This window comes from Rhodococcoides fascians A25f (assembly GCF_000760935.2).
GTDB lineage: Bacteria > Actinomycetota > Actinomycetes > Mycobacteriales > Mycobacteriaceae > Rhodococcoides.
On the sequence record NZ_CP049744.1, the window covers coordinates 5,610,186 to 5,634,835 of the forward strand.

General features: G+C 63.6%; 26 protein-coding genes. 12 read left to right on the top strand and 14 right to left on the bottom strand.

Annotated features, from left to right (window positions below; all coding sequences use genetic code 11):
• Positions 1-42: 42 nt before the first annotated feature.
• Entirely contained in the window at positions 43-1,662 is a 1,620-nt protein-coding gene (locus BH93_RS26350) for an MFS transporter (protein WP_230592390.1), read from the bottom strand.
• An 81-nt stretch (positions 1,663-1,743) separates the two neighbouring features.
• Here BH93_RS26350 and BH93_RS26355 point away from each other — a divergent pair, with 81 nt between their 5' ends.
• Positions 1,744-2,310 (top strand): TetR family transcriptional regulator, encoded by a 567-nt coding sequence (locus tag BH93_RS26355; protein WP_037172570.1) that lies wholly within the window; start codon positions 1,744-1,746, stop codon positions 2,308-2,310.
• Positions 2,311-2,429: 119 nt separating this feature from the next.
• Here the strand turns inward: BH93_RS26355 and BH93_RS26360 are convergent, their stop codons facing one another.
• The 5 genes from BH93_RS26360 to BH93_RS26380 are packed head-to-tail and all read right to left on the bottom strand — an operon-like array spanning position 2,430 to position 7,541.
• Positions 2,430-3,494 carry an NAD-dependent epimerase/dehydratase family protein gene (locus BH93_RS26360; protein ID WP_052064927.1) on the bottom strand — a complete coding sequence of 355 codons (1,065 nt, stop codon included), beginning with the start codon at positions 3,492-3,494 and terminating at the stop codon, positions 2,430-2,432.
• Positions 3,495-3,554: 60 nt separating this feature from the next.
• Positions 3,555-4,874 carry an MFS transporter gene (locus BH93_RS26365; protein WP_032378601.1) on the bottom strand — a complete coding sequence of 440 codons (1,320 nt, stop codon included), beginning with the start codon at positions 4,872-4,874 and terminating at the stop codon, positions 3,555-3,557.
• Positions 4,871-5,422, bottom strand: coding sequence for a 3-isopropylmalate dehydratase (locus BH93_RS26370; RefSeq protein ID WP_037172433.1), 552 nt, complete (start codon positions 5,420-5,422; stop codon positions 4,871-4,873). The genes BH93_RS26365 and BH93_RS26370 overlap by 4 nt, the downstream gene beginning before the upstream one ends.
• Positions 5,419-6,684, bottom strand: a complete 1,266-nt coding sequence (locus BH93_RS26375) for a 3-isopropylmalate dehydratase large subunit (RefSeq protein ID WP_371832079.1) — start codon at positions 6,682-6,684, stop codon at positions 5,419-5,421. Before BH93_RS26375 ends, BH93_RS26370 begins: the two co-directional genes overlap by 4 nt.
• Positions 6,681-7,541: an isocitrate lyase/PEP mutase family protein gene (locus BH93_RS26380; RefSeq protein ID WP_032379388.1), complete on the bottom strand. Its 861-nt coding sequence runs from the start codon at positions 7,539-7,541 to the stop codon at positions 6,681-6,683. Before BH93_RS26380 ends, BH93_RS26375 begins: the two co-directional genes overlap by 4 nt.
• 149 nt (positions 7,542-7,690) lie before the next feature.
• Here BH93_RS26380 and BH93_RS26385 point away from each other — a divergent pair, with 149 nt between their 5' ends.
• Complete coding sequence (locus BH93_RS26385; RefSeq protein WP_037172430.1) at positions 7,691-8,491, top strand: IclR family transcriptional regulator; 801 nt, start codon at positions 7,691-7,693, stop codon at positions 8,489-8,491.
• A 48-nt stretch (positions 8,492-8,539) separates the two neighbouring features.
• Here the strand turns inward: BH93_RS26385 and BH93_RS26390 are convergent, their stop codons facing one another.
• The gene (locus BH93_RS26390; RefSeq protein ID WP_037172427.1) at positions 8,540-9,373 is read right to left on the bottom strand and encodes a DUF72 domain-containing protein; all 834 of its coding nucleotides are present in this window, start codon (positions 9,371-9,373) and stop codon (positions 8,540-8,542) included.
• 69 nt (positions 9,374-9,442) lie between these two features.
• On the opposite strand from BH93_RS26390, the gene BH93_RS26395 reads away from it, so the two are divergent.
• On the top strand, positions 9,443-10,987 hold the full coding sequence (locus tag BH93_RS26395) for a metallophosphoesterase (protein ID WP_037172426.1): 1,545 nt from the start codon (positions 9,443-9,445) through the stop codon (positions 10,985-10,987).
• Positions 10,988-11,025: 38 nt separating this feature from the next.
• Complete coding sequence (locus BH93_RS26400; RefSeq protein WP_037172424.1) at positions 11,026-12,135, top strand: S1C family serine protease; 1,110 nt, start codon at positions 11,026-11,028, stop codon at positions 12,133-12,135.
• Positions 12,136-12,141: 6 nt separating this feature from the next.
• Here BH93_RS26400 and BH93_RS26405 read toward each other — a convergent pair whose 3' ends face one another.
• A complete protein-coding gene (locus BH93_RS26405; RefSeq protein WP_037172422.1) occupies positions 12,142-12,519 on the bottom strand; it encodes a VOC family protein in 378 nt (125 codons plus the stop codon).
• Between the two features lie 59 nt (positions 12,520-12,578).
• Between BH93_RS26405 and BH93_RS26410 the strand changes: the two genes are divergently transcribed.
• On the top strand, positions 12,579-13,556 hold the full coding sequence (locus BH93_RS26410; protein ID WP_032368006.1) for an LLM class F420-dependent oxidoreductase: 978 nt from the start codon (positions 12,579-12,581) through the stop codon (positions 13,554-13,556).
• Positions 13,557-13,619: 63 nt separating this feature from the next.
• Here the strand turns inward: BH93_RS26410 and BH93_RS26415 are convergent, their stop codons facing one another.
• Genes BH93_RS26415 through BH93_RS26430 form a run of 4 tightly spaced genes read right to left on the bottom strand, consistent with a single transcriptional unit; the run spans position 13,620 to position 17,039 of the window.
• On the bottom strand, positions 13,620-14,009 hold the full coding sequence (locus BH93_RS26415) for a universal stress protein (protein WP_037172417.1): 390 nt from the start codon (positions 14,007-14,009) through the stop codon (positions 13,620-13,622).
• The gene (locus BH93_RS26420; protein WP_037172414.1) at positions 14,006-15,523 is read right to left on the bottom strand and encodes a tripartite tricarboxylate transporter permease; all 1,518 of its coding nucleotides are present in this window, start codon (positions 15,521-15,523) and stop codon (positions 14,006-14,008) included. Before BH93_RS26420 ends, BH93_RS26415 begins: the two co-directional genes overlap by 4 nt.
• Complete coding sequence (locus tag BH93_RS26425; RefSeq protein WP_037172412.1) at positions 15,523-16,062, bottom strand: tripartite tricarboxylate transporter TctB family protein; 540 nt, start codon at positions 16,060-16,062, stop codon at positions 15,523-15,525. The genes BH93_RS26420 and BH93_RS26425 overlap by 1 nt, the downstream gene beginning before the upstream one ends.
• The gene (locus BH93_RS26430; protein WP_037172564.1) at positions 16,059-17,039 is read right to left on the bottom strand and encodes a Bug family tripartite tricarboxylate transporter substrate binding protein; all 981 of its coding nucleotides are present in this window, start codon (positions 17,037-17,039) and stop codon (positions 16,059-16,061) included. Before BH93_RS26430 ends, BH93_RS26425 begins: the two co-directional genes overlap by 4 nt.
• A 104-nt stretch (positions 17,040-17,143) precedes the next feature.
• Between BH93_RS26430 and BH93_RS26435 the strand changes: the two genes are divergently transcribed.
• From BH93_RS26435 to BH93_RS26455, 5 genes are all read left to right on the top strand, one after another.
• Positions 17,144-18,772 (top strand): sensor histidine kinase, encoded by a 1,629-nt coding sequence (locus BH93_RS26435; RefSeq protein WP_052064926.1) that lies wholly within the window; start codon positions 17,144-17,146, stop codon positions 18,770-18,772.
• A complete protein-coding gene (locus tag BH93_RS26440) occupies positions 18,769-19,443 on the top strand; it encodes a response regulator (protein WP_037172408.1) in 675 nt (224 codons plus the stop codon). Before BH93_RS26435 ends, BH93_RS26440 begins: the two co-directional genes overlap by 4 nt.
• A 76-nt stretch (positions 19,444-19,519) precedes the next feature.
• Positions 19,520-20,128 (top strand): AIM24 family protein, encoded by a 609-nt coding sequence (locus tag BH93_RS26445; protein ID WP_037172562.1) that lies wholly within the window; start codon positions 19,520-19,522, stop codon positions 20,126-20,128.
• Position 20,129: 1 nt separating this feature from the next.
• The gene (locus BH93_RS26450) at positions 20,130-20,807 is read left to right on the top strand and encodes an AIM24 family protein (protein WP_032378609.1); all 678 of its coding nucleotides are present in this window, start codon (positions 20,130-20,132) and stop codon (positions 20,805-20,807) included.
• 11 nt (positions 20,808-20,818) lie between these two features.
• Positions 20,819-21,562: an AIM24 family protein gene (locus BH93_RS26455; RefSeq protein WP_037172406.1), complete on the top strand. Its 744-nt coding sequence runs from the start codon at positions 20,819-20,821 to the stop codon at positions 21,560-21,562.
• Here BH93_RS26455 and BH93_RS26460 read toward each other — a convergent pair.
• A complete protein-coding gene (locus BH93_RS26460) occupies positions 21,551-22,303 on the bottom strand; it encodes an alpha/beta fold hydrolase (protein WP_037172403.1) in 753 nt (250 codons plus the stop codon). The two genes, BH93_RS26455 and BH93_RS26460, sit on opposite strands and share 12 nt — an antisense overlap.
• A gap of 29 nt (positions 22,304-22,332) precedes the next feature.
• On the opposite strand from BH93_RS26460, the gene BH93_RS26465 reads away from it, so the two are divergent.
• Both BH93_RS26465 and BH93_RS26470 read left to right on the top strand, forming a co-directional pair.
• Positions 22,333-22,659, top strand: coding sequence for a hypothetical protein (locus BH93_RS26465; RefSeq protein ID WP_037172401.1), 327 nt, complete (start codon positions 22,333-22,335; stop codon positions 22,657-22,659).
• A 48-nt stretch (positions 22,660-22,707) separates the two neighbouring features.
• On the top strand, positions 22,708-23,433 hold the full coding sequence (locus BH93_RS26470) for a rhomboid family intramembrane serine protease (protein WP_037172399.1): 726 nt from the start codon (positions 22,708-22,710) through the stop codon (positions 23,431-23,433).
• Between the two features lie 38 nt (positions 23,434-23,471).
• Here the strand turns inward: BH93_RS26470 and BH93_RS26475 are convergent, their stop codons facing one another.
• Complete coding sequence (locus tag BH93_RS26475) at positions 23,472-24,620, bottom strand: macrolide family glycosyltransferase (RefSeq protein WP_037172560.1); 1,149 nt, start codon at positions 24,618-24,620, stop codon at positions 23,472-23,474.
• Positions 24,621-24,650 lie beyond the last annotated feature (30 nt).

Sequence of the window (24,650 nt, forward strand, 5' to 3'; positions counted from 1 at the left end):
TGCTCGACGGGTGAGCAGCGGGGCCTGTGTGTCCAGCGAGAGCTATCCGATATGCACCGGGGTGTCGCCGACGGGCAGGTCGTCCTTCTTCGCACGAACGAGTCCCAGCACCACCGGGCACACCAGCGCGACGAGAATCGCGGCGGTACCGAATGCCCAGGCGTAGCCGGAGACCTCGGCCGCGAACGCGTGGTCGATGGTGGCGAGCACGAAGTTGCGGATCGGCTCCGGGAGCGAGGCCAGTACTTCGGCGCTGGGGATCTCCTGGCCCGCGAGAGCTTCCGCAGGAACTCCGGCCGGCGGAGTCGGTGCCGGGTTGTCGGCCAGGTACGAGGTCTTGGACGAGGTGTAGACCGTCGTGAACACTGCCGCGCCGAGAGCGCCACCGACCTGCAGCGTGGCGTTGATCAGCGCAGATGCGGCACCCGCGTCGTGATCGGCGACCCCGATGAGCGCGACGTTCTGCATCGGCACCATCAGCAGGCCGAGACCGAGACCGAGCAGCACGACGCCGGGCAGCACGTGCGTCCAGTACGAGGTGTCGACGCCGATCTGCGTCAGCAGGAGCAGGCCGATCGCCGAGACGACGGGACCGACGGCCATCAGCGGCTTGGGTCCGATCTTCGGCACGAGTGCGGACGCGAGCGCTGCGGTGATCAGGATTCCGCCGGTCATCGGGAGTGACGCGACACCCGCGATCACCGGGCTCATCTCGAGCACGATCTGGAAGTAGAACGTGAGGTACAACGTGCCACCGAGCAGGGCAGCACCGATGACGGCCGAGCCGATGTACGCGGCACCGCGGTCACGGTCGAGCAGCACGCTCAACGGCAGCAGCGGGTTGGCGGACTTGGATTCGACCACGACGAACGCGGCCAGCAGAGCCAGGCCCAACGCGATGAACGAGATGGTGGGTACCGTCGCCCAACCGTTTTCGGCTTCGGTGAAGCCGTAGACCAGCGAGGCCAGACCCAGAGCGACGAGGATCGCGCCGGGCAGGTCGTAGCGGGTGTCTCCGTGTGCCTTGCTCTCCTTCACCAGCGGCACTGCTGCGGCGATGGCGATCACTGCGACCGGGATGTTGACCAGAAGGCACCAGCGCCAGTTCGCGTACTCGGTGAGCACGCCGCCGAGAAGCAGACCGACGGCTGCGCCGCCACCGGCGATCGCGCCGAAGACACCGAACGCTTTGGCGCGCTCCTTGGTGTCGGTGAAGGTGACGGTCAGGATGGCCAGTGCTGCAGGTGCGAGCAGTGCAGCGAAAACTCCCTGGCCGGCGCGTGCGATGAACAGCTGCCAGCCTTCCTGGGCGAGTCCACCGATGGCGGAGGCAACGGCGAAGCCTGCCATGCCGACGATGAACGAGCGCTTGCGTCCCCAGTAGTCCGCAATGCGACCGCCGAGCAGCAGCAACGCACCGAATGCCAGAGCGTAGGCGGTGATAACCCAGGTGCGGCTGGTGTCACTGATGCCCAGGTCTATCTGCGCCTGCGGTAGCGCGATGTTGACGATGGTGCCGTCCAGCACGATTGTGAGCTGCGTGATGGCGACGATGCACAGCACCAGCCATCGGCGCTCGTAGTTCGGATTCAGATCCGGCGCTTCGCGCTCGGAGTGCTGCGACATGTTTCTACCCCACTCGTACTCGTTGATTCTGGGCACGAAAAATGTCCCGATCAGAAAGGTAAGCCACTCGGCACCGACTGTCAAACGAACTAGTTGGTTGGGGGTATGGTGACCGCCATGAAACCTGACGCCAGCGCGACCCGCGCCCGCATCGTCGTCGCCGCCCGTGACGAGTTCTCGGTGCACGGACTGGCCGGAGCTCGAGTCGATCGCATCGCGGTTGCGGCCAAGGCCAGCAAGGAGCGCCTGTACGCATACTTCGGCGACAAACAAGCCCTGTTCCGCGCTGTGGTCGAGGACGGGTTCGCGCGGTTCATCGAAGAAGTACCTTTCTCCATCGACGACCTCGGCGGGTATGCGGCACGCGAATACCTGCATCTCGCAGCACATCCCGAGGAACACCGCCTACTTCTGTGGACCCAGCTCCAGGGCGGTATGGCAGCATCGGGCACCGATGACATCCACTCGGTCATCGCAGAACGACGCAACGCCATGGCCGCCGCCCAACGAGACGGACTGATCTCCGACGCCTTCACCGTCGACGACCTGATCACCATGATGTTCGGGATCACCTCGGCCTGGATGACCGCGCCGAGCAGAGCCTGCGAATCCGCCGACGACGCCGAGATTCAGCGCAGGGCGTCGAAAATCGAGGCCGCAGTGCGACGACTCTGCACTCCGTAGTCTTGTCTATCGTTCTCTAGCATCTTCGCAAGAGTCTCGAATATTGGGGTAGCTGCCTCGTTCCCCGCAAATGCGCGCGCGTTTGTCAGATGCGAGCGAGTTCGATACCGATCTCGAAGCTATTCCGAACGCGTCTGACGATTCCGCGCGCGTCTGTCGAGTTCACCGACCTCTGCACGCCCCACGCCCGCGAGAATTGCCGCCTCACGGTCGGCGGAGAGTCCGACAGGCGGCCGGTCGCGTCTCGTCGACGGCTCACCATTCACTGACTGCAGCCAGGTCCACGTGTCTGCGACGGTCTCCTGGATCGGCCGTGCCCGAAGCCCCTCCGCGAACGCCTTCGACACGTCGGACGCGTGCAACGAGTCATGATCTGCGCCAGGCGGAATCCAGATCGGTAGCTCCGTCCACGGCTGCACTCCGGCAGCATTGAGGACGTCCGGTTCCACCCAACGCAGGCGAGCATCGGACCGTGTCGCGGCAACACAGGCCTGCAGAACCTCGCGCATCGTTGCATGCCCGGGCCGACTCACCACGTCGTACGGACCCCCGAGCCCACGGGCAGCCGCGTCCAGAGCCCAGCCGACAAGATCGCGCGCGTCGATGTACTGCAGTGCCAGGTCGGCGGGACCGGGCGCTAGAACATCCCCGGCACGCCCATTCTGGTCACTCCGCAGGCTCCGCTCCTGCCCAATTCTGTTGAGCCACCATGGAAGTCGACCGATATTCTCGTACGGTCCCAGGATCAATCCGGCCCGGACCAACAAGGCTCTAACACCGAATGCTGTGACGGCGGCCTGCTCACCACCGAGCTTGCATCGTGCGTAGTCATCGCCAGGCCCTTGTACCGTCGGCCAGGTCTCGGTCGCACCTGCTCCAGGCGCGTCGTACACCGATCGGCTCGACACATAGACGTAGCTGCGCACTCGACCGGTAAGCGCAGAAGCCGACTGCGCCACTACACCGGGCTCCCACGACCAAGTATCGAAGGCAATGTCCCAGTTACCTTCTCGAATCGGATCGAGCCCTCCGGACGCGCGCCTGTCTCCCTGGAGTTGCGTGACCCGAGGATCGGACGCCGTCGTGCCACGATTGAGCACGGTGACGTCCCATCCGAGGGCAAGGGCATGCTCGACGGCCGTTCGCCCGACGAAATCGCTGCCCCCGAGAACCAGTAGTTTCATGCATTCAGTGTGCCGTCGATTGTCACCTTCGGCACGCTGCTGACAGCAGAGCGGCTCGAGCTACACAGGAAGCTTGCTGCGTCCCGTCTCCTTGATGGTCAGCACCGTCGCAACACCGATGACGCACACACCCATGACCCAGTACGCGGGTGACATGGCGTTGCCGGTCGATTCGACCAACTGTGCGGCTACGTACGGCGCAGTTCCGCCTGCCGCGATCGTTCCGATGTTGAAGCCCAACGACACTCCGGTGTAGCGCACGGAGCGCGGGAACAGTTCGGTGAACAGCGGGAACGCCGGAACCTGCACTACGCCGTTGAGCACCATGTAGACGAAGTAGACGACGCCGACGATCAGAATGCTGGACGTGGCACCGAGAATCATGAACACCGGCAGCGCGATGATCACGTAGGCCACATAACCGAACAGCAGCACCGGTTTGCGACCGAATCTGTCCGTCAGCATGCCGCTCAGGGGAAAGGTCGCACAGGCCAACGCGATTGCGATCGCGGAGGTCCAGTAGACCGAATCTTTCGAGAACCCCAGGTCGTTGATGAGGTAGACGCTGAAGTAGGTCAGTCCGATGTAACCGGATCCGTTCATTGCAATGGCGATGCCGACGACACGGAGCACCGACCACGGCTGCTTCTTCACGACATCGCTCAGCGGGCTCTTGGCAACCTCGTTCTTGGCTGCCATTTCCTCGAACTCCGGGCTGTCCTCCAGCTTCAGACGCACTCGCAGGCAGACGAATGCCAGCGGAAGAGCCAGCAGGAACGGAATGCGCCAGCCCCACGCCGACATCTGATCGTCGGTGGTGACAAGGGCGACCACTCCGACGACGGCTGCGGCGACAGCGAAGCCGAGGGTAGAACCGACCGGGGTGAACGACCCGAAGAATCCTCGACGGTTCGGTGGTGCCGATTCGGCGATATAGGTTGCTGCACCGCCGATTTCACCGCCGGCAGAAAAGCCCTGGGCCAGTCGGATGATGACGAGCAGAATCGGTGCCAACACTCCTACACTCGAGTGTGTGGGCAGCATTCCCAGGACTCCACACGCGATACCCATACAGACCACCGTCACGACCAACGCCTGTCGACGACCCTTTCTGTCGCCGAGGCGGCCGAAGAAGATGCCGCCGAGCGGACGAGCAACGTATGCGACGCCGAATACTGCCAAGGTCGCGAGTATGGATACGCCGGGACTCGTGGACGGGAAGAACAGTGGCGCAATGACTACGGCGAGAAAGCCGTAGACGGCGAAGTCGTAGTACTCGATCAGCGTGCCGACGCCACCGGCCAGCGCGGCACGGCGCGCGGTGCTGGTATCGGCTTTCGGTGCGCTGGTGACCGCAGAAGGCTGGTCGACGTTCGTCATCGCGCTGTTCCCTGTCCTGTGAGTGGTTGCTTGCTTCGGTGTTCGGCAAGAAGTAGTTCGTACGATCCGCCGGCCTCGATGACTGCGACTGTACGAGGGCTGGGCGCAGCGCCCACCATCGATCGGCCGTCGCCGATGGTCAATGATGCTCGTCGCCAATCGAGTTCGACGACGTCACCGGTTTCGACCGCGCCGGAAACTCCCGGAATGGTGATGAGGGGTACTCCGTTGAACGTCTCTCCGCGCCAGAAACCCGGCGAGAACGACTCGGCCACGATGGCTCGAATACCGGCGTTACGCAGGGCCACCATCGGCGGGTAGTGCGGGTGGCCGTAGCCAAAGTTCCGGCCCCCGACGATGATGTCGCCCGGCCGAACGCGGTCGACGAAACCCGGATCGTATGCGGCCATACAGACCGATCTCAGATGATCAGGATCGTACGACTTGATATTTGCAACGCCGACAACGAGATCGATGTCGAAGTCGTCGCCGAAGACCCATGCAACTCGGCCGGCGATGACGTCGGGCGGGGGCGGGTAGGCACTCACGAGCTCACCTGCTGGATTGTGCCCGCGAGCGCGCTTGCCGCGACGGTATACGGAGAGCCCATGTAGATGTTGGCGTCCGAGCTGCCCATCCGGCCGGAGATGTTGAGTACGCCGGTCGATATGCAGTTCTCGCCCGCCGCTAATGGCTTCTGATAGCCGAAACAGAAGTCGCAGCTCGATACTGCGATGTGGGCACCCGCTGCACGCAGTACGTCGAGCAGACCCTCTCTTTCGGCTTGATCGTGCACCTTCTGCGACGTCGGCACCACATTGAGTTCCACGCCGGGGGCCACGGTGCGGCCGTCGAGGACGAGCGCCGCAGCCCGCAGATCTTCGATTCGCCCACTGGCACAGGATCCGATGAACGCCTTGGTGATCGGAGTGCCGGCGAGGTCTGCGGCAGAATGGGTGTTGGCTGCGCGCGCCGAGCCGGGCGCAACGACCTGCGGCACGATCTGCGCGAGATCGATGGTGTGCCGAGCTGCGTATACCGCACCGGAGTCAGGATAGATCGGCGTGAAAGACTGTCTCGCAACATCGTTGGCGTAGGCGAGGGAGATCTCGTCCGGCTCGAATATCGCGGACACAGCTCCGGTGAACATCGCCATGCCGCACAACCCCTGTCGGTGGTCGATCTTCATCGATCGGGCACCGGGGCCACCGAATTCCATCACCTGATGTGCGCATCCGTCGGCCCCGACGAGGTCGATGATGGAGTGCACCAGATCGCGGCTGTCCACTCCCGGCGCGAATTCGCCGTACAGATCGAACCGCGTGGTCGCTGGAATATCCACGTACAGCTGGCCGGTCACCCACGCTTCGATCAGGTCGCGGCGAATACCCCAGCCCAACGCACCGAACGCGCCGATTCCGCTGATGTGGCCGTCGAAGTGCACGAGGAAGTCACCGGGGATGGCCAGGCCGAGCTCGGCAGTGAGCTGGTGCCCGATGCCGCGGCCCTCGTGCAGCTCGATTCCGTAGTACTCGCACCATTCCCGGGTGACCTGGTGGACTTCTTGCTCCCGATCGTTGAGCTTGGTCAACATGTGATCGATGAAGACGACGTACCGGGCTGGGTCCTCCAACGAGGTGATACCGAAGTCATCACGCATCTGGCGGAACATCACATCGGTGTATCCGGGGAAGTCGTACGCGATCATCCGAGCCGGACGCACCGCGTGATTCTCACCGGCGCGCACGGGATCGCCGCCGCAGGTTCTCCCGAGAATCTTCTCCACCATCGTGAAAGAGTCCGGAGTCATCGGTTCGACTCCGCGGGGAGGTACTTGCGCTGCTGCGCTTCGACTTCGGGAAAGCCGATGAGGTCTACGAACTCGTGGTGCTGCAACGCGTCGGCGCTCACGTCTGCGGGAGCTTCACCGGCGGCCAGGCGGCGGAGAGTCTCGCGTGCGGCACCCGTCGCGGCCATCAGTACTTGAGTGGGCAGCAGGGCCAACCGCACTCCGATCTGCGCCAGAACTTCCGGGGTGAACTCCCGCTCGGTCCAGGTCGAGGCAGTGAGTGTGGCCATCAGCGGAACCCCGACCGCTCGGTGACAGTTCTCCCACTGCTCGACGGTTTCGAATGTCTTGGTGACGGGCATGATCATGTCGGCGCCAGCATCGACATAGGCCTGGGCCCGCCTTATCGCATCGTCGCCCCGCGCATCGGTGCGCGCGATGAGCAGAACGTCGTCCGGCATCGAATCACGCACCGCTCGCACTTTGCCCGATGCCTCGTCGACGGAGATGAGATCCACCGGCTCGCCCACGCAGATCGGACATTTCTTGGGGGACAGCTGGTCCTCCATGAACACGCCCTGGACACCGGCCTCGGCGAACCGGCTCGCGGTGCGCGCGGCGTTGACTGCATTTCCATACCCGGTATCGATGTCCGCGACCAGCGGCAGAGCCGATGCCTCCCGAATGGTCCGGACCGCCTGGAGGTTCTCGGTCATGGTGTAGAGCTCGGCGTCGGGTAGGCCGAGGGCCGCTGATACGGCGAATCCGGAGGCACACAGCGCTGAAAATCCCGCTTGCTCGGCCAGCTTGGCCGTCAACCCGTCCCACACGCCGGGCGCATACACCAGGCCTTGTTCGGTCAGGCCTCTCAAAGTCATCGTCACGAGCACTCTCCGTTTCGTATTGCGGAACGCCTTCCGAATTTAGAGTGGCTCGGATCACAAGTCAACACCTGTCGATCGATACCGCATCGAGCGTCGGTTCGTAGGATGGCGACGACGCTCCACCCGACCGGAAGGAACAACCAGTGGCAGTTCCCACCGAGTCCGACGCTCAGGCCGGCCGCGACATCGTCGGTGCCGTCGTGAAGGCATGCGCTCTACTCGACCATTTCGACACGACCCATCCCGTGTGGACGCTCAACGATCTGACGACGGCGAGTCGAATGAACAAGACGACCGTGCACCGTCTGATGACGACGTTGATCCACGCCGGTTGGGTGGACAGAACAGCGGAGGGTTCGTACCGAATCGCCATGCCGGTGTTCGAGATCGGCTCGTCCGCGCTGACACAACTCGACATCCGCGGTGCCGCCCAGCCGTACCTGTCCGAGATCGCTGAAAAGTTCGGCGATACCGCCTATCTGATGGTCCCCGCAGACGAAGGTGCGGTCTGCATCGATCGCCATGAAGGCAGTAATCCTCTTGTAGTAGCGGGTATTTCGATCGGGTCCGTCCTTCCGTATCACGCCACGGCCGGGCCGATGGCGATGCTGGCGTTCTCCGCTCGGATTCGCGACCGCTGGCTCGGCGGTGAACTGCCCGCGTACACGAACCGGACATTGACCTCGCCCGAAAAGTTGATCGGCCATCTCGACCGAATCCGATCGCAGGGATATGCGCTGAGCAACTCCGACTACCTCGCTGGTGTCGCGGCAGTCGGTGCACCGATTCTCGGACGCGACGGGGTGGTCGTGGCGTCGATCAGCGTCGGTGGCCGCGTGGAAACTTTCGAGGGCGACGCTCTGACGGACAAGGTGCAGGCGATTCTCGCGGCGGCGCGCAGCCTGTCACGCGTCGCAGAGGCTCTACCTGCATCGAATCAGTAGCTATCGAAGTATCAGGATCTCTAGCCTCGACGGTAGACAGGAGAATACTTACCTACCGACGCGCTCGATGAGCTTCATGGCGTCGAATGGCGCGTAACCCTTGATGTCGTTGTCGAAGTACACGAAGACGTCGCGTCCCACCGACGTCCACTCGGCAATTTTCTGTGCCCATCGATCGAGGGCCTCGTCCGTGTAACCGCTGGCGTACAGTTCCTCGTCCCCGTGCAACCGGGCGTACATGAAATCCGCTGTGGGGGTGTCGATGTACGGGTACTTTCCGGCGGTGTCGGCAACCACGATTGCAATACCGTTCTCGCGCAACAGTTCCACTGCCGCGTCGGAGGCGAAGCTGGCATGCCGGGCTTCGATGCAATGCCGCAGTGGCCGAGACGACGCGGCGGGCAGCAACACCCGGTCCTCGGCCAGCTTGTCGTCCCGAGACTCGGCCAACGTCACTGCCGCAGTGACTGTTCTGGGCAACAGGGCACAGAAGTCCGCCACCTTCTGCGCGTCGAATTCGAGATTCGGCGGAAGCTGCCACAGGAAGGGCCCCAGCTTGTCACCGAGCGTCAGGACCCCGGTGGCGAAGAAGTTCGCCAAGGCCGACTCGACACCGACAAGTCGCTTGATGTGCGTGACGTATCGGCCACCCTTGATGGCGAACACGAAGTCGTCGGGCGTTTCGTCGTGCCACTTGGTGAAGCTCGAAGGCTTTTGCATCGCATAGAACGTGCCGTTGATCTCGATCGAGGTCAGGTGCTCGGAGGCGTACCCAAGCTCTTTGCGGTGCGCCAAGCCCGCCGGATAGAAATCTCCTCGCCACGGCGCGTACGTCCAGCCGGAAATACCGATCGAAACCCGAGGTCGACGCTGTGCGGACATGAGCCGACTGTAGACGGGCGGTAGCGTCGTCGCCGCGGCTCCGGCGCTGGTATCGGTAGCCTCGATGGCATGCAGCGCCCATCCGCATTCGGCTCCCTGGCGCTGGTCTGTGCGTTACTCACTGTCGGCTGCGCCGACGCGGCAGCCGAACGTCGCGACCAGCCGACGCCTCGTCAGGCCGCTGCGGTACCGGGTGTCGGGTTGACGACGGTGCCCGCAGCGATCACCACGTCGGTGGTGGCGGGGATCGCCGCCGAATCGGATCCGACGACGCACGAGGTCGGTGTCGAATCGTCGACCACCGAGATGCAGACGTCCGGGTGGGACGAGTACCCGTATCTTCGCTATACCGTGTCGGTGGTTCCAGGGACCGAAAGAACGACCCTCACCTGGACCGGTCGATCGGTCAACAACAACGATCTCGCGTTGCACGTATGGAATGCAGCGACGGCCGATTGGGGTCCGCCGCTCGCGGCAGCCGAACCTCCGACACCCGGCGGGCCGATCGAACTCAGCGCCGACGTCGCCAGTGCAAGCGGCACTGTCGAGGTTCTCGTCATCGACAGTCCCCGGGCGGATCGTTCGTTCGCCGAGACCAACGCCACCCCCGACAGGGCTTTCGCGGACGCCGACACCTACGACTTCGCGCTTCAGCACATCACCGATACCCAGTACATCTCGCGCGACGACCCCGGTGTGTATTCGGACATGACGCAATGGACTGCCGACAACGCCGACGCGTTGAAGATCGACTACAGCATGCACACCGGTGACCTCATTCAGAGCTGGATCAGCCCGGGTCGGCCGGATGCCCAGGCCCGCAAAGAATTCGAGGCTGCTAGCGAGTCCATGACCATCCTGGAAGACGCAGGCATTGCCCACGGCGTCCTGCCCGGTAACCACGACAACATCTGGAACGCAGCCGGCAAGTTGGTTCCAGGTGAGCACGAGAAGAATCACGCGCTCTACAACGAGTACTTCGGCCCGCAGCGCTATCGCGATCAGCCGTACTGGGGCGGTTCCTTTACCGCCGAGGACAATTCGGCGCACTACGATCTGGTCGACATCGCCGGCGCGAAATTTCTCATGCTCTTCATCGGCTACAACCCACCCGAGAAGGTCATGCAGTGGGCAGAACGGGTACTCGACGATCACCCCGACCGCAACGTCGTCATCGGTACGCACTATTACCTCGACGAACTCGGCGAGAAGAAGCTGATGGGGTTCGGCGATATCGGATCGAGTTCGGGTCAACAGATCTGGAACCGACTCGTCGTACCCCACGAGTCGGTCTTCCTCGTCTTGTCCGGGCACGTGGACGGTCAGGTTGCCGTGGTCGACGAAAATGTCGGTGACACCGACCGCACCGTCGTGCAGTTGCTGGCCGATTACCAGTACTTCGAGGTCGACGGCGAACGAAGTACCGGATTTCAGCGTCTGCTCCAATTCGACGTCGACGGCGCGACGATGGCCGTCACGACACACTCACCGACGCTCGACGCTTTCGACGTCGAGAACTACGACATCAAGAACCGGTACGGACCCGAGGACGGCGAGTTCGTCACCGATTTCACGTTGCGCGCCGACGTTCCACGGGCCGTGATCGTCAACTAGCTGGCACCTCCGACGCCACCGGACCATAATCGATTCCTATGCGGTCGGGTGGACGAGCGGTGGTTCTGACGCTGGTCGCTGCCGGTATGTGGCTGTTCGCAACGCCACCACTCGATCCCGGAACCACGGACTTCGCTGCCGCGCCTGCACCCGTCCCACCCGTTGCTCCCGTCGTCGAACCACCGCCACTGACTCTCGACGAGCTCTCGGCTCGGGTCGATCCAGCCGTCGTCACGCTGTCGGCGTCCGCCGGCTTCTCCGGGGTCGCGGGCACCGGCTTCGTCGTCGCTCCCGACGGGATCGTGCTCACCAACTTCCACGTCGTTGAGTTCGCCACCGAGATCAGCGCGGTGAACATGGGCAACGGACTGATCTACGACGCCACCGTGCTGGGTTACGACAAATCTCGGGACGTCGCGGTCGTGCAGTTGATCACCGCGGCCGACCTGCCAGTGGTCGAGTTGGCCCCGGACCCACTTCCCGACGTGGGTGATGCAGTCACTGCCATCGGGAACGCCTCGGGTGCAGGGGTATTGGTACCGGCACCCGGGGCTGTGACCGCCCTCGATCAGCAGGTGCGCACTCGCAGTTCGGTGGACGGCTCACGTAACACGCTGGACAAGATGATTCGCGTCGATGCCGATGTGCGAGCGGGAGATTCGGGTGGGCCACTGTTCGACGCCTGGGGCAGGGTGGTGGGTGTGAACACCGCCGGACTGTCGGACGAGGCGCGCAACGGCACCGAGTTCACACCGCCACAGGCACCCGAGGCCTACGCCGTCCCGATCGGCGAGGCGGTTGCCGTACTCGATCAGGTGCTGGCCCGGCGATCCGGCGGCACAGTACATGTGGGCCCGACGCCGTACTTCGGGGTCTCGGTGCGTGACGTGTCGGTCTTCGAGAACAAACCGGCGATGGGTGCAGCCGTCGTCTCGGTGAACTCCGATTCTCCCGCGGAGATTCTCGGCTTGTCGGCGGGAGACATCATCGTCTCGCTGGATGGAACGGACGTGCAGTCCTCCGCGGATCTGTCGGAGGCACTCGTCGGTCGCATCCCGGGCGATACCGCCGTCGTGGAGTGGGTGGACGATGCAGGCGTAACCACCACCGGCACAGTCACTCTCGCCCAGGGAACCCCGAGCGCCTGAGGGCGATCAGGCCTGCAACACCGACAACACATTGCCCGCCGGATCTGTGAACCAGGCGATCAACGGCCCACCGTGTCGAAAGATTCCCTTGTCGTCGGTCCCCATATCTGGATACTGTTGGAACGCAACACCTTTTGCGGTCAGAACATCGACTGCAGCCTCGATGTCGACCACCGGGAAGTTGAGGATTGTGTACTGCGCCGGCACGTGGCCAGGCCGAGGGTAGACCAGCACCGTCGCGGCTGCCAGGTGTAGTTCGAGCATCCCCATCTCGTTGTCGGTCACCTCGAGACCGAGGGTGTCGGCGTAGAACGTGCGGGCCGCAGGCAGGTCGTCGACGGCGAATCCGGAGAACGGTGCTCGGGCCAGATCGATGGTGGTCATGGACGAATTATCGCGCTCTCTCACGTGCCATGGGCCGATATCCGAGTAGCGTGGCTTCCGTGACTATTCGCCTCGGTTACCAGATGCCCAACTTCAGCTACGACGGTTCGGTCGCAGAACTCTTTCCCCAGGTCATCGCGCAGGCGCGCGAGGCCGAAGCGGCCGGGTTCGACACCGCGTTCGTGATGGATCACTTCTACCAACTCCCTGGAATCGGCAAGCCCGACGAGCCCATGCTCGAGGCCTACTCCGCGCTGTCCGCCCTTGCGACCGCCACCGACACCATCCAGCTCTCCGCCCTGGTCACCGGAAACACCTACCGCAATCCGGCGATCCTGGCCAAGACCGTCACCACGCTCGACGTCGTCAGCGGCGGTCGCGCGATCCTCGGCATCGGAGCCGGCTGGTACGAACTCGAGCACCAGAGCTTCGGACTCGAATTCGGTACGTTCACCGATCGGTTCGAGCGTCTCGACGAGGCCCTGCAGATCATCGAACCCATGTTGCGCGGCCAGCGTCCCACGTTCGACGGCCTCTGGTACCAGGTCGAGAACGCGATGAACGAGCCGCGTATTCGCGACGACCTGCCGATCATGCTGGGCGGCGGTGGCGAGAAGAAGACCTTCGGCCTGGCCGCTCAGTTCGCCGATCACCTCAACATCATCTGCGACGCAAACGAATTGCCGCGCAAGATGGCGGCCGTTCAGGCCCGCTGCGAGGAAGTCGACCGCGACCCGAAGGATCTCGAAACGAGCTTCCTCGCGTTCGTCATCATCGACGAGGACGGCGACAAGGCCAAGGAATTGCAGCGCGAGTTCGTGCTGAAGCAGGGCCTCGATCTGACCAACCTGTCCGAGGAGGACGCGGCGAAGGCCACCGATCGCCACTTCTGTGGAACCCCCGACGATGTTGCCGAGCAGGTGCAGAAGCGCGTCCTCGATCAGGGCATCGACGGCGTCATCATCAACCTGATCACCAACGGGCACCAGCCAGGAGCCGTCGAGCTGGCAGGAAAGGCATTGAAGCCTCTCGTCTGACACGGCTGTCGCCTGCCCCACACGTGTGGTGGAGCAGGCGACAACAGCAGGACCCAACCGGTGCTATCGAGGCGGTTTGACTGCCAGCACCGGCTTGGGGCACGAGAGCAGCAGCTGCTGGGCGGAGCTGCCCATCAGCAGTTTGCCCACTGCTGACCGGTGTCTGATTCCGATGACCAGTACGTCGGCATCGTCGCCGTCCATGACGGTGAGCAGTGCGTCGACGGTATCCGAAACTACAGCCTGGTCCAGGACGTACTCGACACCGGAGCGATCGAGGGTGGCGTGCAACTCCGTCACGGCCTCGGAATCCGCGAATCGCGGATCGGCCAAGGAGTCGCCGGTGGAGGTGTTGACGACCTTGAGGCCGGTGTTGCGGAACTTGGCCTCGGCAATTCCGTGCTCGAGTGCCGCGGCACCGAATTTGTCAGGGGTGTAGCCGACGACGATCATGCATTTTCCTTCGTCTTCTGGAGGGTGGGTGCAGTGCGGGGCCGAACGAGCTTTGCCACGAACGGCGCAGCCAGTAGCAGAACGATGACGACGTAGACCACGATGGCGATGGGTTCGGAGAGGACACTGCTCCATTCGCCGCCGCCGAGCTGCAGCGTCTGGCGCAGTTGACGCTCTACCCGTGGACCGAGGATGACACCGATGATGAGTGGCAGGACGGGTAGTCCGAAGCGCCGCATCATCAGTCCGAGCAATCCGAAGATCAGCAGCAGAACCAGATCGAGCAACTGGAGATTGACGGCGTAGGCACCCAGCACGGCAAAGAACAGAATTCCCGCGTACAGGTACGGCCGCGGTGTGCGCAGCAGCTTTGCCCACAGTGGTGCCAACGGGAGGTTGAGCACGAGCAGCAGGAAGTTACCGATGAACAAGCTCGCGATCAACGTCCAGATCAGCAGCGGTTCCTTGTCGAACAACGTCGGTCCGGGCTGAATTCCGTATGACACGAACGCGGTGAGCATGACTGCCGCAGTGGCATTCGTGGGCAGACCCAACGACAGCATCGGCACGAGAGTGCCTGCCGCAGAGGCGTTGTTGGCTGCCTCTGGCCCTGCAACACCCTCGATGGCACCCTTGCCGAATTCCTCCGGATGCTTGGACAGCTTCTTCTCGGTGATGTACGACAGGAACGTCGGCAGCTCGGCCCCGCCGGCGGGCAACGCGCCGAACGGGAATCCGTATGCGGTACCGCGCAACCACGGCTTCCACGATCGCTTCCAATCGCTCTTGCCCATCCATGGGCGCCCGACGGGAATCACCTCGGCCGGCTTGCGGCGCAGATGCGCAGCGACCCACAGGGCCTCGCCCAGTGCGAACACGGCGACAGCGATGACCACGATGTCGATTCCGTCGGAGAGTTGAGCGACACCGAAGGTGGCCCGGGGTTGGCCGGTGAGGAAATCGATTCCCACGAGTCCGATGGCGAGTCCCAGCAGCAGAGAGATGCATCCGCGCAATTTCGAGCTGCCGAGTACCGCAGTCACAGCGACCAAGGCCAGCACCATGATTGCCAGGTACGAGGGCGCTCCCAGCGACACCGCGAAGCGCGAGACGATGGGGGCGAACAGCACCAGCAGCATGGTTCCGATCGATCCGGCGATGAACGATCCGATGGCGGCCGTGGCGAGTGCTTGCGCGGCCCGCCCGGCCTTGGCCATCTTGTTGCCTTCGATAGCGGTGATCACCGACGACGATTCGCCCGGAGTGTTGAGCAGGATCGACGTGGTCGAGCCACCGTACATGCCGCCGTAGTAGATTCCGGCGAACATGATGAATGCCGCACTGGGACTGACGTTGTAGGTGATCGGAAGGAGCAGTGCGACGGTCATTGCCGGGCCGATTCCCGGCAGTACACCCACCGCGGTGCCCAACAGCACTCCGATGCACGCATAGAGCAGATTCATCGGGGTGACGGCTTCGGAGAAGCCTTGCATCAGCCAGTTCAGATTGTCCATCAGAGTATTCCGTCCAGAATGCCTGCAGGCAGCGGTATCCCGAGCCCGACGTAGAACGCATAGAAGCTCAGAAGTGAGAGAACGAGCCCGATGGCCAGGTTACGAATCCAGTGTCGATTGCCGAGAATCGTTGCGGCCCCGCCGAAGAGCATCGCCCCGACGATCACCCAGCCCAGCGTGTCCACCAGCACGATCGTTGCCACGAAGAGCCCGACGAGCAGTCCGACGGTCTTCCAGTCGGCCGGAGTAGAGGTGTCGATGTCTTCACCCCCGTCCTGCTCACCTCGGCTACCCCTGAGGGTTGCCACGGCGAGCAAGACGGAGCAGACGAGCATGGCGATCCCGACGACGATGGGAATCAGCTTGGGACCCACGGGATCGACCTTGGCGAATTCCGCTGTGAGAGAGAGCGCGTCGACGATCAAGAATACGCCGACCACCAGCAGTACCGCGCAGACCAGGAGCTGCGCGCGGTCCGGACCGACCTTCTCCGACCCAGTCTCACCGCTATCGTCGGTGCGGTCGACCGTGGCGGTCATACGAGTCCCAGTTCTGTGAGTGTCGACTCGACCCGGGCATCCTGATCTCGCAGGAACTGCTCGAAAGCAGGTCCGGTCTCGAATGCGTCGATCCATCCGTTGGTCACGAGCGCTTCCTTCCATTCGTCGGTGCCGTGCAGCTCGGTCAACGCCGCAACCATCTGTGCACGAACGTCTTCGGGTGTTCCGGGCGGTGCGAGAACACCGCGCCAATTGGTGAACTGCAGATCGATACCGGCTTCGGTCAGGGTCGGTGCATCGATGCCGGGCAGTCGCTCGGCTCCCGACACGGCCAGCACTCGCACCTGTCCGGCCTCGATCTGATCGATGTACTCGCCCAGCCCCGACGTGCCCGCGGAGATCTTGTTGCCCAGCAGGGCCGTCAACAGATCGCCGCCGCCGTCATAGGACACGAAGTTCACGGCCGTCGGATCCACGCCCACCGTGCGCGCGGTTTCCATCGGAAACAGGTGGTCGGGCCCGCCCGGAGAGGATCCTCCGCCGATCGTCACCGAGGACGGGTCGGCTTTCCACGCCTCGACGAAGTCGGCGACGGTCTGGAACGGCGAATCCGCGGGGACGAGAATTCCCTCTTGTTCTTCGACGATCTTGGCAAGCGGGGTGGCGTCGGAGACTCGATCGGTCGAGCCGTTGGTGTACATCGCGCCGACGACACCGAGTCCCATCATCATCATCAGGTCGTCGTTGCCTGCCTCGTTCATCAATCGAGCCATGGCAACGGTTCCGCCTGCTCCGATGACGTTGAAGACCTCGACGCGGCCGGTGATGTCGGTTTCCTCCATGATCTTCACTGCGGTTCGCGCGGTCAGGTCGTAACCCCCACCGGGACTGTTGGGCACCATCATCCGGATGCGGTGCAGCCCCTCGCCTTCGTCGCCTCGGGTGACGCCACATGATGCGAGCGCCAGCACGAGCAGTGGGATCAGTGCCAACACCACTGTCAGCCTTCTGGGCATCGGTCCTCGTTTCGGTTCGGTCTCTGTGAGACTGTGATCGGTAGCAAGTATCGATTCCAACGTGATGCGAGTCACTTTTGAGAAACCAATGGAAGTTAAGTTCTTTGTGGTCACGACAGAGTCGACGACCAGTCAACCGACGACACACCCTCACCCTCGCCGGGCAGTACTTGGTGTTGCAGCTCGCCGTCCTCGCCCTCGTACTCGGTGCCGTCGCCGCGATATCGATAGAGCAGTCCACCGACGAATTTCGCGACCTGCGCGGAGCTCGGATGCTTTCCGTTGCCGAGAATCTGGCGTCGACTCCCGTCGTTCGTGATCAGCTGGACGCGCCATTGGTCGAACGAGTGCTCGCACCCGACGTAGATCGGGCCGTCGCGCTCTCCGGCGCATCGCTGGCAGAAATAGTGTCCACCGACGGTGCTGTGATCGTGTCCACCGATCCCACCCGAATCGGTAGCTCAGCCGCCCTGGGGGACAGCGACGTCCTCGACGGCCGCGGGTGGTCGGGTGACATCGAAGCTGCGGGCATCCGGTCCATTGCCGGCCACGTCCCCGTCCTGGCAGCCGATGGTTCGGTGCTCGCCATCGTGACCGTGGCGGAGCGGTACCCGTCCACGTGGACGCTGTTGTCCGAGTCCGGAGCGAGATTGATTCTGTACCTGGCAATCGGTGCCGGTCTGGGTGCCGTGGGGTCGTGGTTGCTCTCTCGCCGGATACGGCGACACACGTTCGGCCTGGAGACGGCAGAGATCGCAAGCCTCGCCGACCATCGAGAAGCGTTGTTGCACAGTATCCGTGAGGGGGTGATCGCCATCGGAAACGACGGCACCATCACCGTGATCAACGACAGCGCATGCACACTTCTCGGGCTCGATCCCACCGTGGTCGGCAAGCAGGTGGACCACGTCGGCATCGACGACGGGGTACTGGACGTTCTGAAGTCCGATGGAGAGGTGGCGGACTTCATCGTCACGACCGCGCACAGGGTGCTCGCACTCAACCGCCGCACCGCCACCAGCCGCGGACAACACATCGGCACCGTCACCACGATGCGTGACAGCACCGAGCTCGCGTCGATGCAGAGTCAGCTGACGTCACACCGCAGTGTCACCGACACGCTCCGCGCCCAGACTCACGAATTCGCCAATCAACTCCATACCATTTCCGGCTTGGCCCAATTGGGCAGTTACGACGAGGTGACAGCCCTCGTCGGCACCCTCACCCGTAGGCGCGCGGAGATCAGCGAATCGATCACCGCACACATCCACGATCCGGCGGTGGCAGCGCTACTCATCGCGAAGACGTCGTTGGCCGCAGAAATCGGTGTGCGCCTGACTCTCGACCCCGCATCCAACCTGAGACCGCTCGACCCCGCGATGTCGACGGACGTGATCACGGTGGTGGGCAATCTGGTGGACAACGCACTCGACGCATCGCGCGAATGCGGCGAGCGTGCCATCACGGTCGTCATCGACGACACGGACGAGTTGGTCATCGATGTCACCGACTCGGGCCGAGGGGTGCCGGAACACATGCGACAATCTGTGTTCTCACGGGGAGTGACCTCGAAACCCGACCAACCCGGCGGGCGCGGAATCGGTCTCGCTCTGGTCCGATTGGTCAGTACGCAACACGGCGGAACAGCGACGGTGGACAACGCCGCTACCGGGGGCGCTAGATTCCGAGTGCGAATCCCGTTGCCGGAGCGAGAGAGCACAGGAGAACGATGACCGCATCGACGACCGTCCTCGTGGTCGACGACGACTTCATGGTGGCCGACATTCATCGTCGCTTCGTGGACCGGACAGACGGCTTCAGGGCAGTGGGTGTAGCTCGTACTGCAGCGGAAGCACTCACTGCCATTGCCGAAATACAGCCGGATCTGATTTTGCTCGACGTCCATCTTCCGGACGCATCGGGGCTCGACGTCCTCCGAACGTTGCGCGCGCAGAACAACGCCGTAGGCGTCATCATGATCACCGCCGCTCGCGAATTGGATACCGTCAATGCCGCGCTGACCGGTGGTGCCACGGACTACCTCATCAAACCGTTCGAGTACGTGAACCTGAGAGACAAGCTCGACGCGTTTCTGGCGCGCCGGAAGGCTCTGTCCACGGATCGGCTCGACCAGGGTGTCGTCGACGCTCTGTTCGGTCGTGGAACCGTCGCCGCCGAACGCGTGCAGTTGCCGAAGGGAATGTCCGCCGAGACAGGGAAGTCGGTGCTCGACGTCATCACGCCGGGAACCGAATTGTCGGCGAGTGAATGTGCCGATCTCGTCGGGATTTCGCGCGTGAGTGCACGCAGATACCTCGAGCATTACCTGTCACACGAGATTCTCGATATCCGGCTGCAGTACGGCAGGGCCGGGCGACCCGAACGGCTGTATCGCCGTCGATAGTGGCACGCCGGCATACCTCCAGCAGTAGCCACGACGGCGCGAGCAGTGGCATAGTTCCCCCGTGGCTCAGCTGAGGATGAACGGGCACCGTGTCTTGGTCGCAGACCTGACCGGCGACTCCCTGCGCGCGATGTCGGGTTCGATGGTGGCCTACGAGGGCGATGTCGCCTTCAAGAGCGCAGGCATGGGCGGGGGCGGCGGTTTCCGCGCCGCGCTCAAACAGAAGGTGACCGGCGAGTCGTTGTCACTGATGGACGTATCCGGCAAGGGCACCGTGTACTTCGCCGTCGATGCCCAGGACATCACTCTCGTCGAGGTGCAAGGCGACAGCCTCCACGTCGAATCGTCTCAATTACTCGCTCTCACAGGTCAATTGAAGACCGATGTGAAGTTCTCCGGTCTTCGCGGCGCAACGTCGGGGCAGGGCTTGTTCACCACGGTGGTCAGCGGATCCGGCACCGTGGCGCTGTTGTCGAAGGGTGGGCCGATCATCGCCCTCGCCGTCGATCCGCAATATCCCCTCGTCGTCGATCCCGACGCGTTCGTCGCCCACCGCGGCCAGCTGAACCAGAGCTTCGTCACCGACGTCACGTGGCGCTCCGCTATCGGCGGCGGCAGCGGCGAGGCGTTCTCCCTCCGCTTCGACGGCCAGGGCGTCGTGTACATCCAACCCGAGGAGCGCTGACGTGCCACTCGAACTCGTCAACAGCAAAGTCGTGAAATCCGTTCTGGCACCGAATCAGAACGTGCTCGCGCGTCGTGGATCGATGCTCTACTACACCGGCGACGTCCGGTTCGTTCCGCACTCGATGGGCGGCTCGGCCGGTGCCATGCCCGGCATGGGCGGCGTTGCCGGGATGGCCGGCCGGATGATGGCGGGCGAACACGTCGCGATGATGGCCGCCGAGGGGCAGGGCGAGGTCTTCTACGGTCACGCCGGGTTGTACATCGAGGTGATCCATCTCGACGGGTCGTCGATGCTCACCGTCGAAGCCGATCGGCTCCTGGTGCACGACGGCTACCTGCAGAGTTCCATCGTGGCATTGACCTCGCAGGGCGGCGTCCGCGGAGCAGTGCGCGGCGCAATGACCGGGCAAGGTCTGTTCACGACGCAACTCACCGGGCAGGGCAGCGTCGCTGTCCTGTCGCACGGCGGCGCGACACCGTTGCAGGTCGGGCCCGATCACCCACAGGTGGTGGTCGATCCGCAGGCGTACGTGTGCCACATCGGCAACATCAACGTCGACATCTCTGCCAATGTCGGCTGGCGTGACGCCGTCGGCAAGGGCAGCGGCGAGGCGATCCAGCTGAAGATGACCGGCATGGGCACCGTGTGGGTGCAGGCGTCCGAGCAGAAGTTCTAGGGAGCGGCGCAATGAGTTTGGAGATTCACACCCCGTACACCCTGCCGGTCAACGACAACGTGCCCGGCAACGACTACGCATTCTGCGTCGAACTTGCGGGTCAGCCGTGGTTCACGTCGAAGGGCGCGATGATCGCGTACTACGGCAACATTCGCTTCGAGCCGCTGGGGCAGACGTCGATGCCTGCCATCGTCGCCGCGCGGTTCTCGTCTCCGCTGTACTCCAACGACTGGGTTCTCGCGCAGGGTCAGGGCAAGCTGATCCTCGGCGATCGCGGATTCAACATCAACAGCTACGACCTCGACGACGGCAACCTGACGATCCGAGCCGCGAATCTGCTTGCGTTCGAGCCGACTCTGGATCTCAAGCAGTCCATCGTCCCGGGATTTCTCACTCTGCTCGGTACCGGTAAGTTCCTGGCCTCGTCCAACGGCACCGTCATGTTCGCCGAGCCGCCGCTGCGCATCGACCCGGAAGCGCTTGTGGGATGGGCGGATTGCCCGTCACCGTCGCATCACTTCGACGCAGACTGGATGCAGAACTTCCTCGGTGCGGCGCGCGGATTTCTCGGAGCCAACAGCGGCGAGGAGCGTCAGTTCGACTTCACCGGTGCCGGCACCGTGTTGATCCAGTCGAGTGAGAAGGTTCTCGACGATTCACATCTGTTGCGGTACGTCGAGTCGCAGACGGTCTCGCTCGGCCAGAACTCGCTGCGGGCTCTGCACAACACCATCGGTGCCCGGCTACAGCAGTAGCCCGGCTTTCACGGCCTCTACGACGCCTTCGCGATTGTCAGCCATCATGACGTGGCCGGCATTGTCGATGCGTGTGAAACCCACACCTGCAGAAGTTAATCGGTCCTGCTGACTCGGAGCGCCGGTACGCTCTCCGTAGACGAACAACCGCGGTACGGTGAGCGACTCCAGCATGGCCTGCACCGTCGGATCAGGTCCCACGCACAGCCCGGCGGCGGTGCGATGAAGTGCAACCGGATCGGCAACGCGCAGGGTGGACGCCCATTCCGGATCCGCGTCGGCGATCAATCGGTCGATACCGGTGTCGACGAACTCGGCCTCCGACTGCCGAGCAATCTCGACACTGGCGGTGCCGTCCCACGGCAGCAGGTTGGGTTCGAGCACGATCAGCCGGCCCACCAGATCCGGTCGACGGTAGGCGAGCACGATGGCGATCGATCCACCCAGGCTGTGGCCGACAAGGTCGACCGACGAGAGGTTCCGCTGATCGAGCAGGTCTGCAACGGCGGCAGCATGGTCGTCGAGTGAGTACCCGAAATCGAGCGGGCGATCGCTGAAACCGAAGCCGAGCAGATCCGGCAGCAGCCGCTCTCGACCCTCGAACGTCGCGTCGGCGGCGATGGCGCCAAATGCCGGGATGCCCGCGGAGCCGAGTCCGTGCAGAAAGACCAGAGCTGGGTCGGTGCTGCCCGGCAACGTGAACGTACGGACGCTCGGCGGCTGTTCGGAGAAAACGCGCATACTGGAGTATCACCTGAGGAGGTACAGCCATGGCCAACCAAGGACCCTTCGGATTCGGATCCGACGACTTCGACAAGTTCGCCCGAGAGGCAACCGAGGGACTGCGCGAGGTGGTCGGTTCACTGTTCGCCTCCAACGTCAGTGCGCCCAAGGCTCCGCCCGAGCCCGAAACCACAGGTCAGAAGGGCGACGGAGTCTGGGCGATCTACAGCGTCGACGACGCTGGATCACCCCAGATCGACCAGCTCTACGCCACCGAACTCGATGCCCTCCGTGCACACAAGGACAACACCGACCCGCGTCGACGGGTCCGCTTCCTGCCCTACGGCGTGAGCGTCAGCGTCCTGGAGGACTGACATGGGTGCATGCGGCTAGCGTGCACCTGTGTCAGTGAACGGTGACGGATGAATTCCGGGACCGACGCACGATCTGCGGATCGCCACTCAGCCGTACTGACGTTTGTGGTCGCCTCGATCACCAGCGTGGTCAGCGTGGTCGCCTTTCTCGACTCGAGCGTGATGGATCTGCTCGTCCGGAACCGGCCGCTCCTCGAATCCGGCCAGTGGTGGCGAGCTGTCACACCGGTACTGGTGCAGCCGGACGGTTGGGGTCAGTTCGCCTTCAACCTCCTCGGAACAGTGCTGGTGGGGGTCGCCGCACAGCGCCGGGTGGGGCCGGCCACCTGGTTGTGTGCCTACGCCATCGGTGGTGTCGGCAGTGTCGCGATCTACAGCGTGTGGCATCCGGCCGACACCGGCGGCGGTTCGTCGGCGGCCGTCGCAGCCCTGATCGGAGTGCTGGTGGTGACCTGCGCGGTCGAGCCCGATCACAGCCCGCTCGGTGGATGCGCTCAGGTGTACGCGATGTTTTTCGCCGTCTACCTCACGGCACTCGATATCGGCGGCGTGGAAGCATCGGTGATTGCGGGCAATGCTTCCATCGTGGCGACAGCGGTGGCGCGCCGCGGGCTGGGCGTCGAGCGAACGTCACTCGTGGTGCTGTCGGTGGTCACGCTGACCGGCATCACAATGACGGTGCTCAGAGACGACCACGGCACTGGCATCCTGATCGGCCTCGCGTTCGGAATCCTTGCGGAGATTCGCCGTCGCCGCTCGACCGCCGAGCGGTAGCTCCCGCGCGCGGGAGCTACGAGCGCTCGCGACGTAACCTAACGGCGGAACGCCTCTACCGCATTCGCCGCCTGTTCGACGCCACCGTGCGCTCGCACCTCGGCACCGAGTTCTGCTGCACGTGAACCGAATTCGCGGGCTTCGGCGACTGCCTCGGCCAGCGTCACAGCCGTGACCTTCTCGAAGTCCAGGTGCACACCCACCCCGAGTTCGGTGAGCATTGCGGCGTTGCCGAACTGATCGACAGCCTGCGGCACCGCCACTGTCGGCACGCCGAACCACAGCGCCTCCGTGCATCCGCCCATCCCGGCGTGGGTGATGAAGACGGTGGTGGCGTCCAGCACCGCAAGCTGGGGAACATGTTCGTGCACTTCGATATTCGCGGGAATATCACCCAGCACGGCCGGATCGACACGTCGACCGATGGAGATCACCACATTCCAGTCGGTGTTCCCGAACGCCTCGATACACAGTCGATAGAACTCCGGTCGCTCGTTGTATCCGGTGCCGAGCGAGATGTACAGGACAGGTGCGCCGGGTGACGTCCAGCTGCGGTCACTCAGGCGTACCGGATCGAGACAAGGTCCGACGAACTGGACCGTGTCGGCCACCCGGTCGGCATGCGGCTGCATCACCCGCGGAATCAGCGACAGGCAGTGCGTCGGATACGTGATCCACTCCCAGGGGTCGGCGTCGATATCGTTCTCTCGCAACCAGGTTGCATAGGTGTCGCGATACGCGACACCGGTCGGCGACTCTCGGATGGAGGTCATCCCATCACCGAGATCCTCCGCGTAACCGGCCCAGGCCACGTACGTCGGCGAGAGTTGTACGGCAGGCACCCCGTAGCGCACCCCGAGGACCGGTGCCGTCATACCGCCGATGTCGTACAGGAACAGGTCCGGCTGATCGTCGTCGTAGAACGCAGTGAGCACGGGGTACGACGCAATGGCCTCGTCGAGGAACACCCGCATCGCCGACGCCGGATCATCGGGCCACGAAGCCTCTCCGTCGGGCAGCATCGACTCGAACGCGACCACCTCCACGCCTGCAGGTTCCACCATGTGCCGCAGAGAATCTCCGACGGCATAGGTGACGCGATGCCCGCGCCGCACCAGCTCGGCGATGACGGCCAGTGATGGATAGATGTGGCTGGGAGCCGTCGTGCCGATCATGGCGATGTGCATGGTTCCCACCGTAAAGCGCATCCCGCAGTG

Bases quoted from the DNA above. Each gene is read 5' to 3' on its own strand.
- BH93_RS26355 (WP_037172570.1), top strand. From the start codon at position 1,744: ATGAAACCTGACGCCAGCGCGACCCGCGCCCGCATCGTCGTCGCCGCC.
- BH93_RS26360 (WP_052064927.1), bottom strand. From the start codon at position 3,494: ATGAAACTACTGGTTCTCGGGGGCAGCGATTTCGTCGGGCGAACGGCC.
- BH93_RS26365 (WP_032378601.1), bottom strand. From the start codon at position 4,874: ATGACGAACGTCGACCAGCCTTCTGCGGTCACCAGCGCACCGAAAGCC.
- BH93_RS26375 (WP_371832079.1), bottom strand. From the start codon at position 6,684: ATGACTCCGGACTCTTTCACGATGGTGGAGAAGATTCTCGGGAGAACC.
- BH93_RS26380 (WP_032379388.1), bottom strand. From the start codon at position 7,541: ATGACTTTGAGAGGCCTGACCGAACAAGGCCTGGTGTATGCGCCCGGC.
- BH93_RS26390 (WP_037172427.1), bottom strand. From the start codon at position 9,373: ATGTCCGCACAGCGTCGACCTCGGGTTTCGATCGGTATTTCCGGCTGG.
- BH93_RS26395 (WP_037172426.1), top strand. From the start codon at position 9,443: ATGCAGCGCCCATCCGCATTCGGCTCCCTGGCGCTGGTCTGTGCGTTA.
- BH93_RS26400 (WP_037172424.1), top strand. From the start codon at position 11,026: ATGCGGTCGGGTGGACGAGCGGTGGTTCTGACGCTGGTCGCTGCCGGT.
- BH93_RS26405 (WP_037172422.1), bottom strand. From the start codon at position 12,519: ATGACCACCATCGATCTGGCCCGAGCACCGTTCTCCGGATTCGCCGTC.
- BH93_RS26415 (WP_037172417.1), bottom strand. From the start codon at position 14,009: ATGATCGTCGTCGGCTACACCCCTGACAAATTCGGTGCCGCGGCACTC.
- BH93_RS26420 (WP_037172414.1), bottom strand. From the start codon at position 15,523: ATGGACAATCTGAACTGGCTGATGCAAGGCTTCTCCGAAGCCGTCACC.
- BH93_RS26425 (WP_037172412.1), bottom strand. From the start codon at position 16,062: ATGACCGCCACGGTCGACCGCACCGACGATAGCGGTGAGACTGGGTCG.
- BH93_RS26430 (WP_037172564.1), bottom strand. From the start codon at position 17,039: ATGCCCAGAAGGCTGACAGTGGTGTTGGCACTGATCCCACTGCTCGTG.
- BH93_RS26440 (WP_037172408.1), top strand. From the start codon at position 18,769: ATGACCGCATCGACGACCGTCCTCGTGGTCGACGACGACTTCATGGTG.
- BH93_RS26445 (WP_037172562.1), top strand. From the start codon at position 19,520: ATGAACGGGCACCGTGTCTTGGTCGCAGACCTGACCGGCGACTCCCTG.
- BH93_RS26455 (WP_037172406.1), top strand. From the start codon at position 20,819: ATGAGTTTGGAGATTCACACCCCGTACACCCTGCCGGTCAACGACAAC.
- BH93_RS26460 (WP_037172403.1), bottom strand. From the start codon at position 22,303: ATGCGCGTTTTCTCCGAACAGCCGCCGAGCGTCCGTACGTTCACGTTG.
- BH93_RS26465 (WP_037172401.1), top strand. From the start codon at position 22,333: ATGGCCAACCAAGGACCCTTCGGATTCGGATCCGACGACTTCGACAAG.
- BH93_RS26470 (WP_037172399.1), top strand. From the start codon at position 22,708: ATGAATTCCGGGACCGACGCACGATCTGCGGATCGCCACTCAGCCGTA.
- BH93_RS26475 (WP_037172560.1), bottom strand. From the start codon at position 24,620: ATGCACATCGCCATGATCGGCACGACGGCTCCCAGCCACATCTATCCA.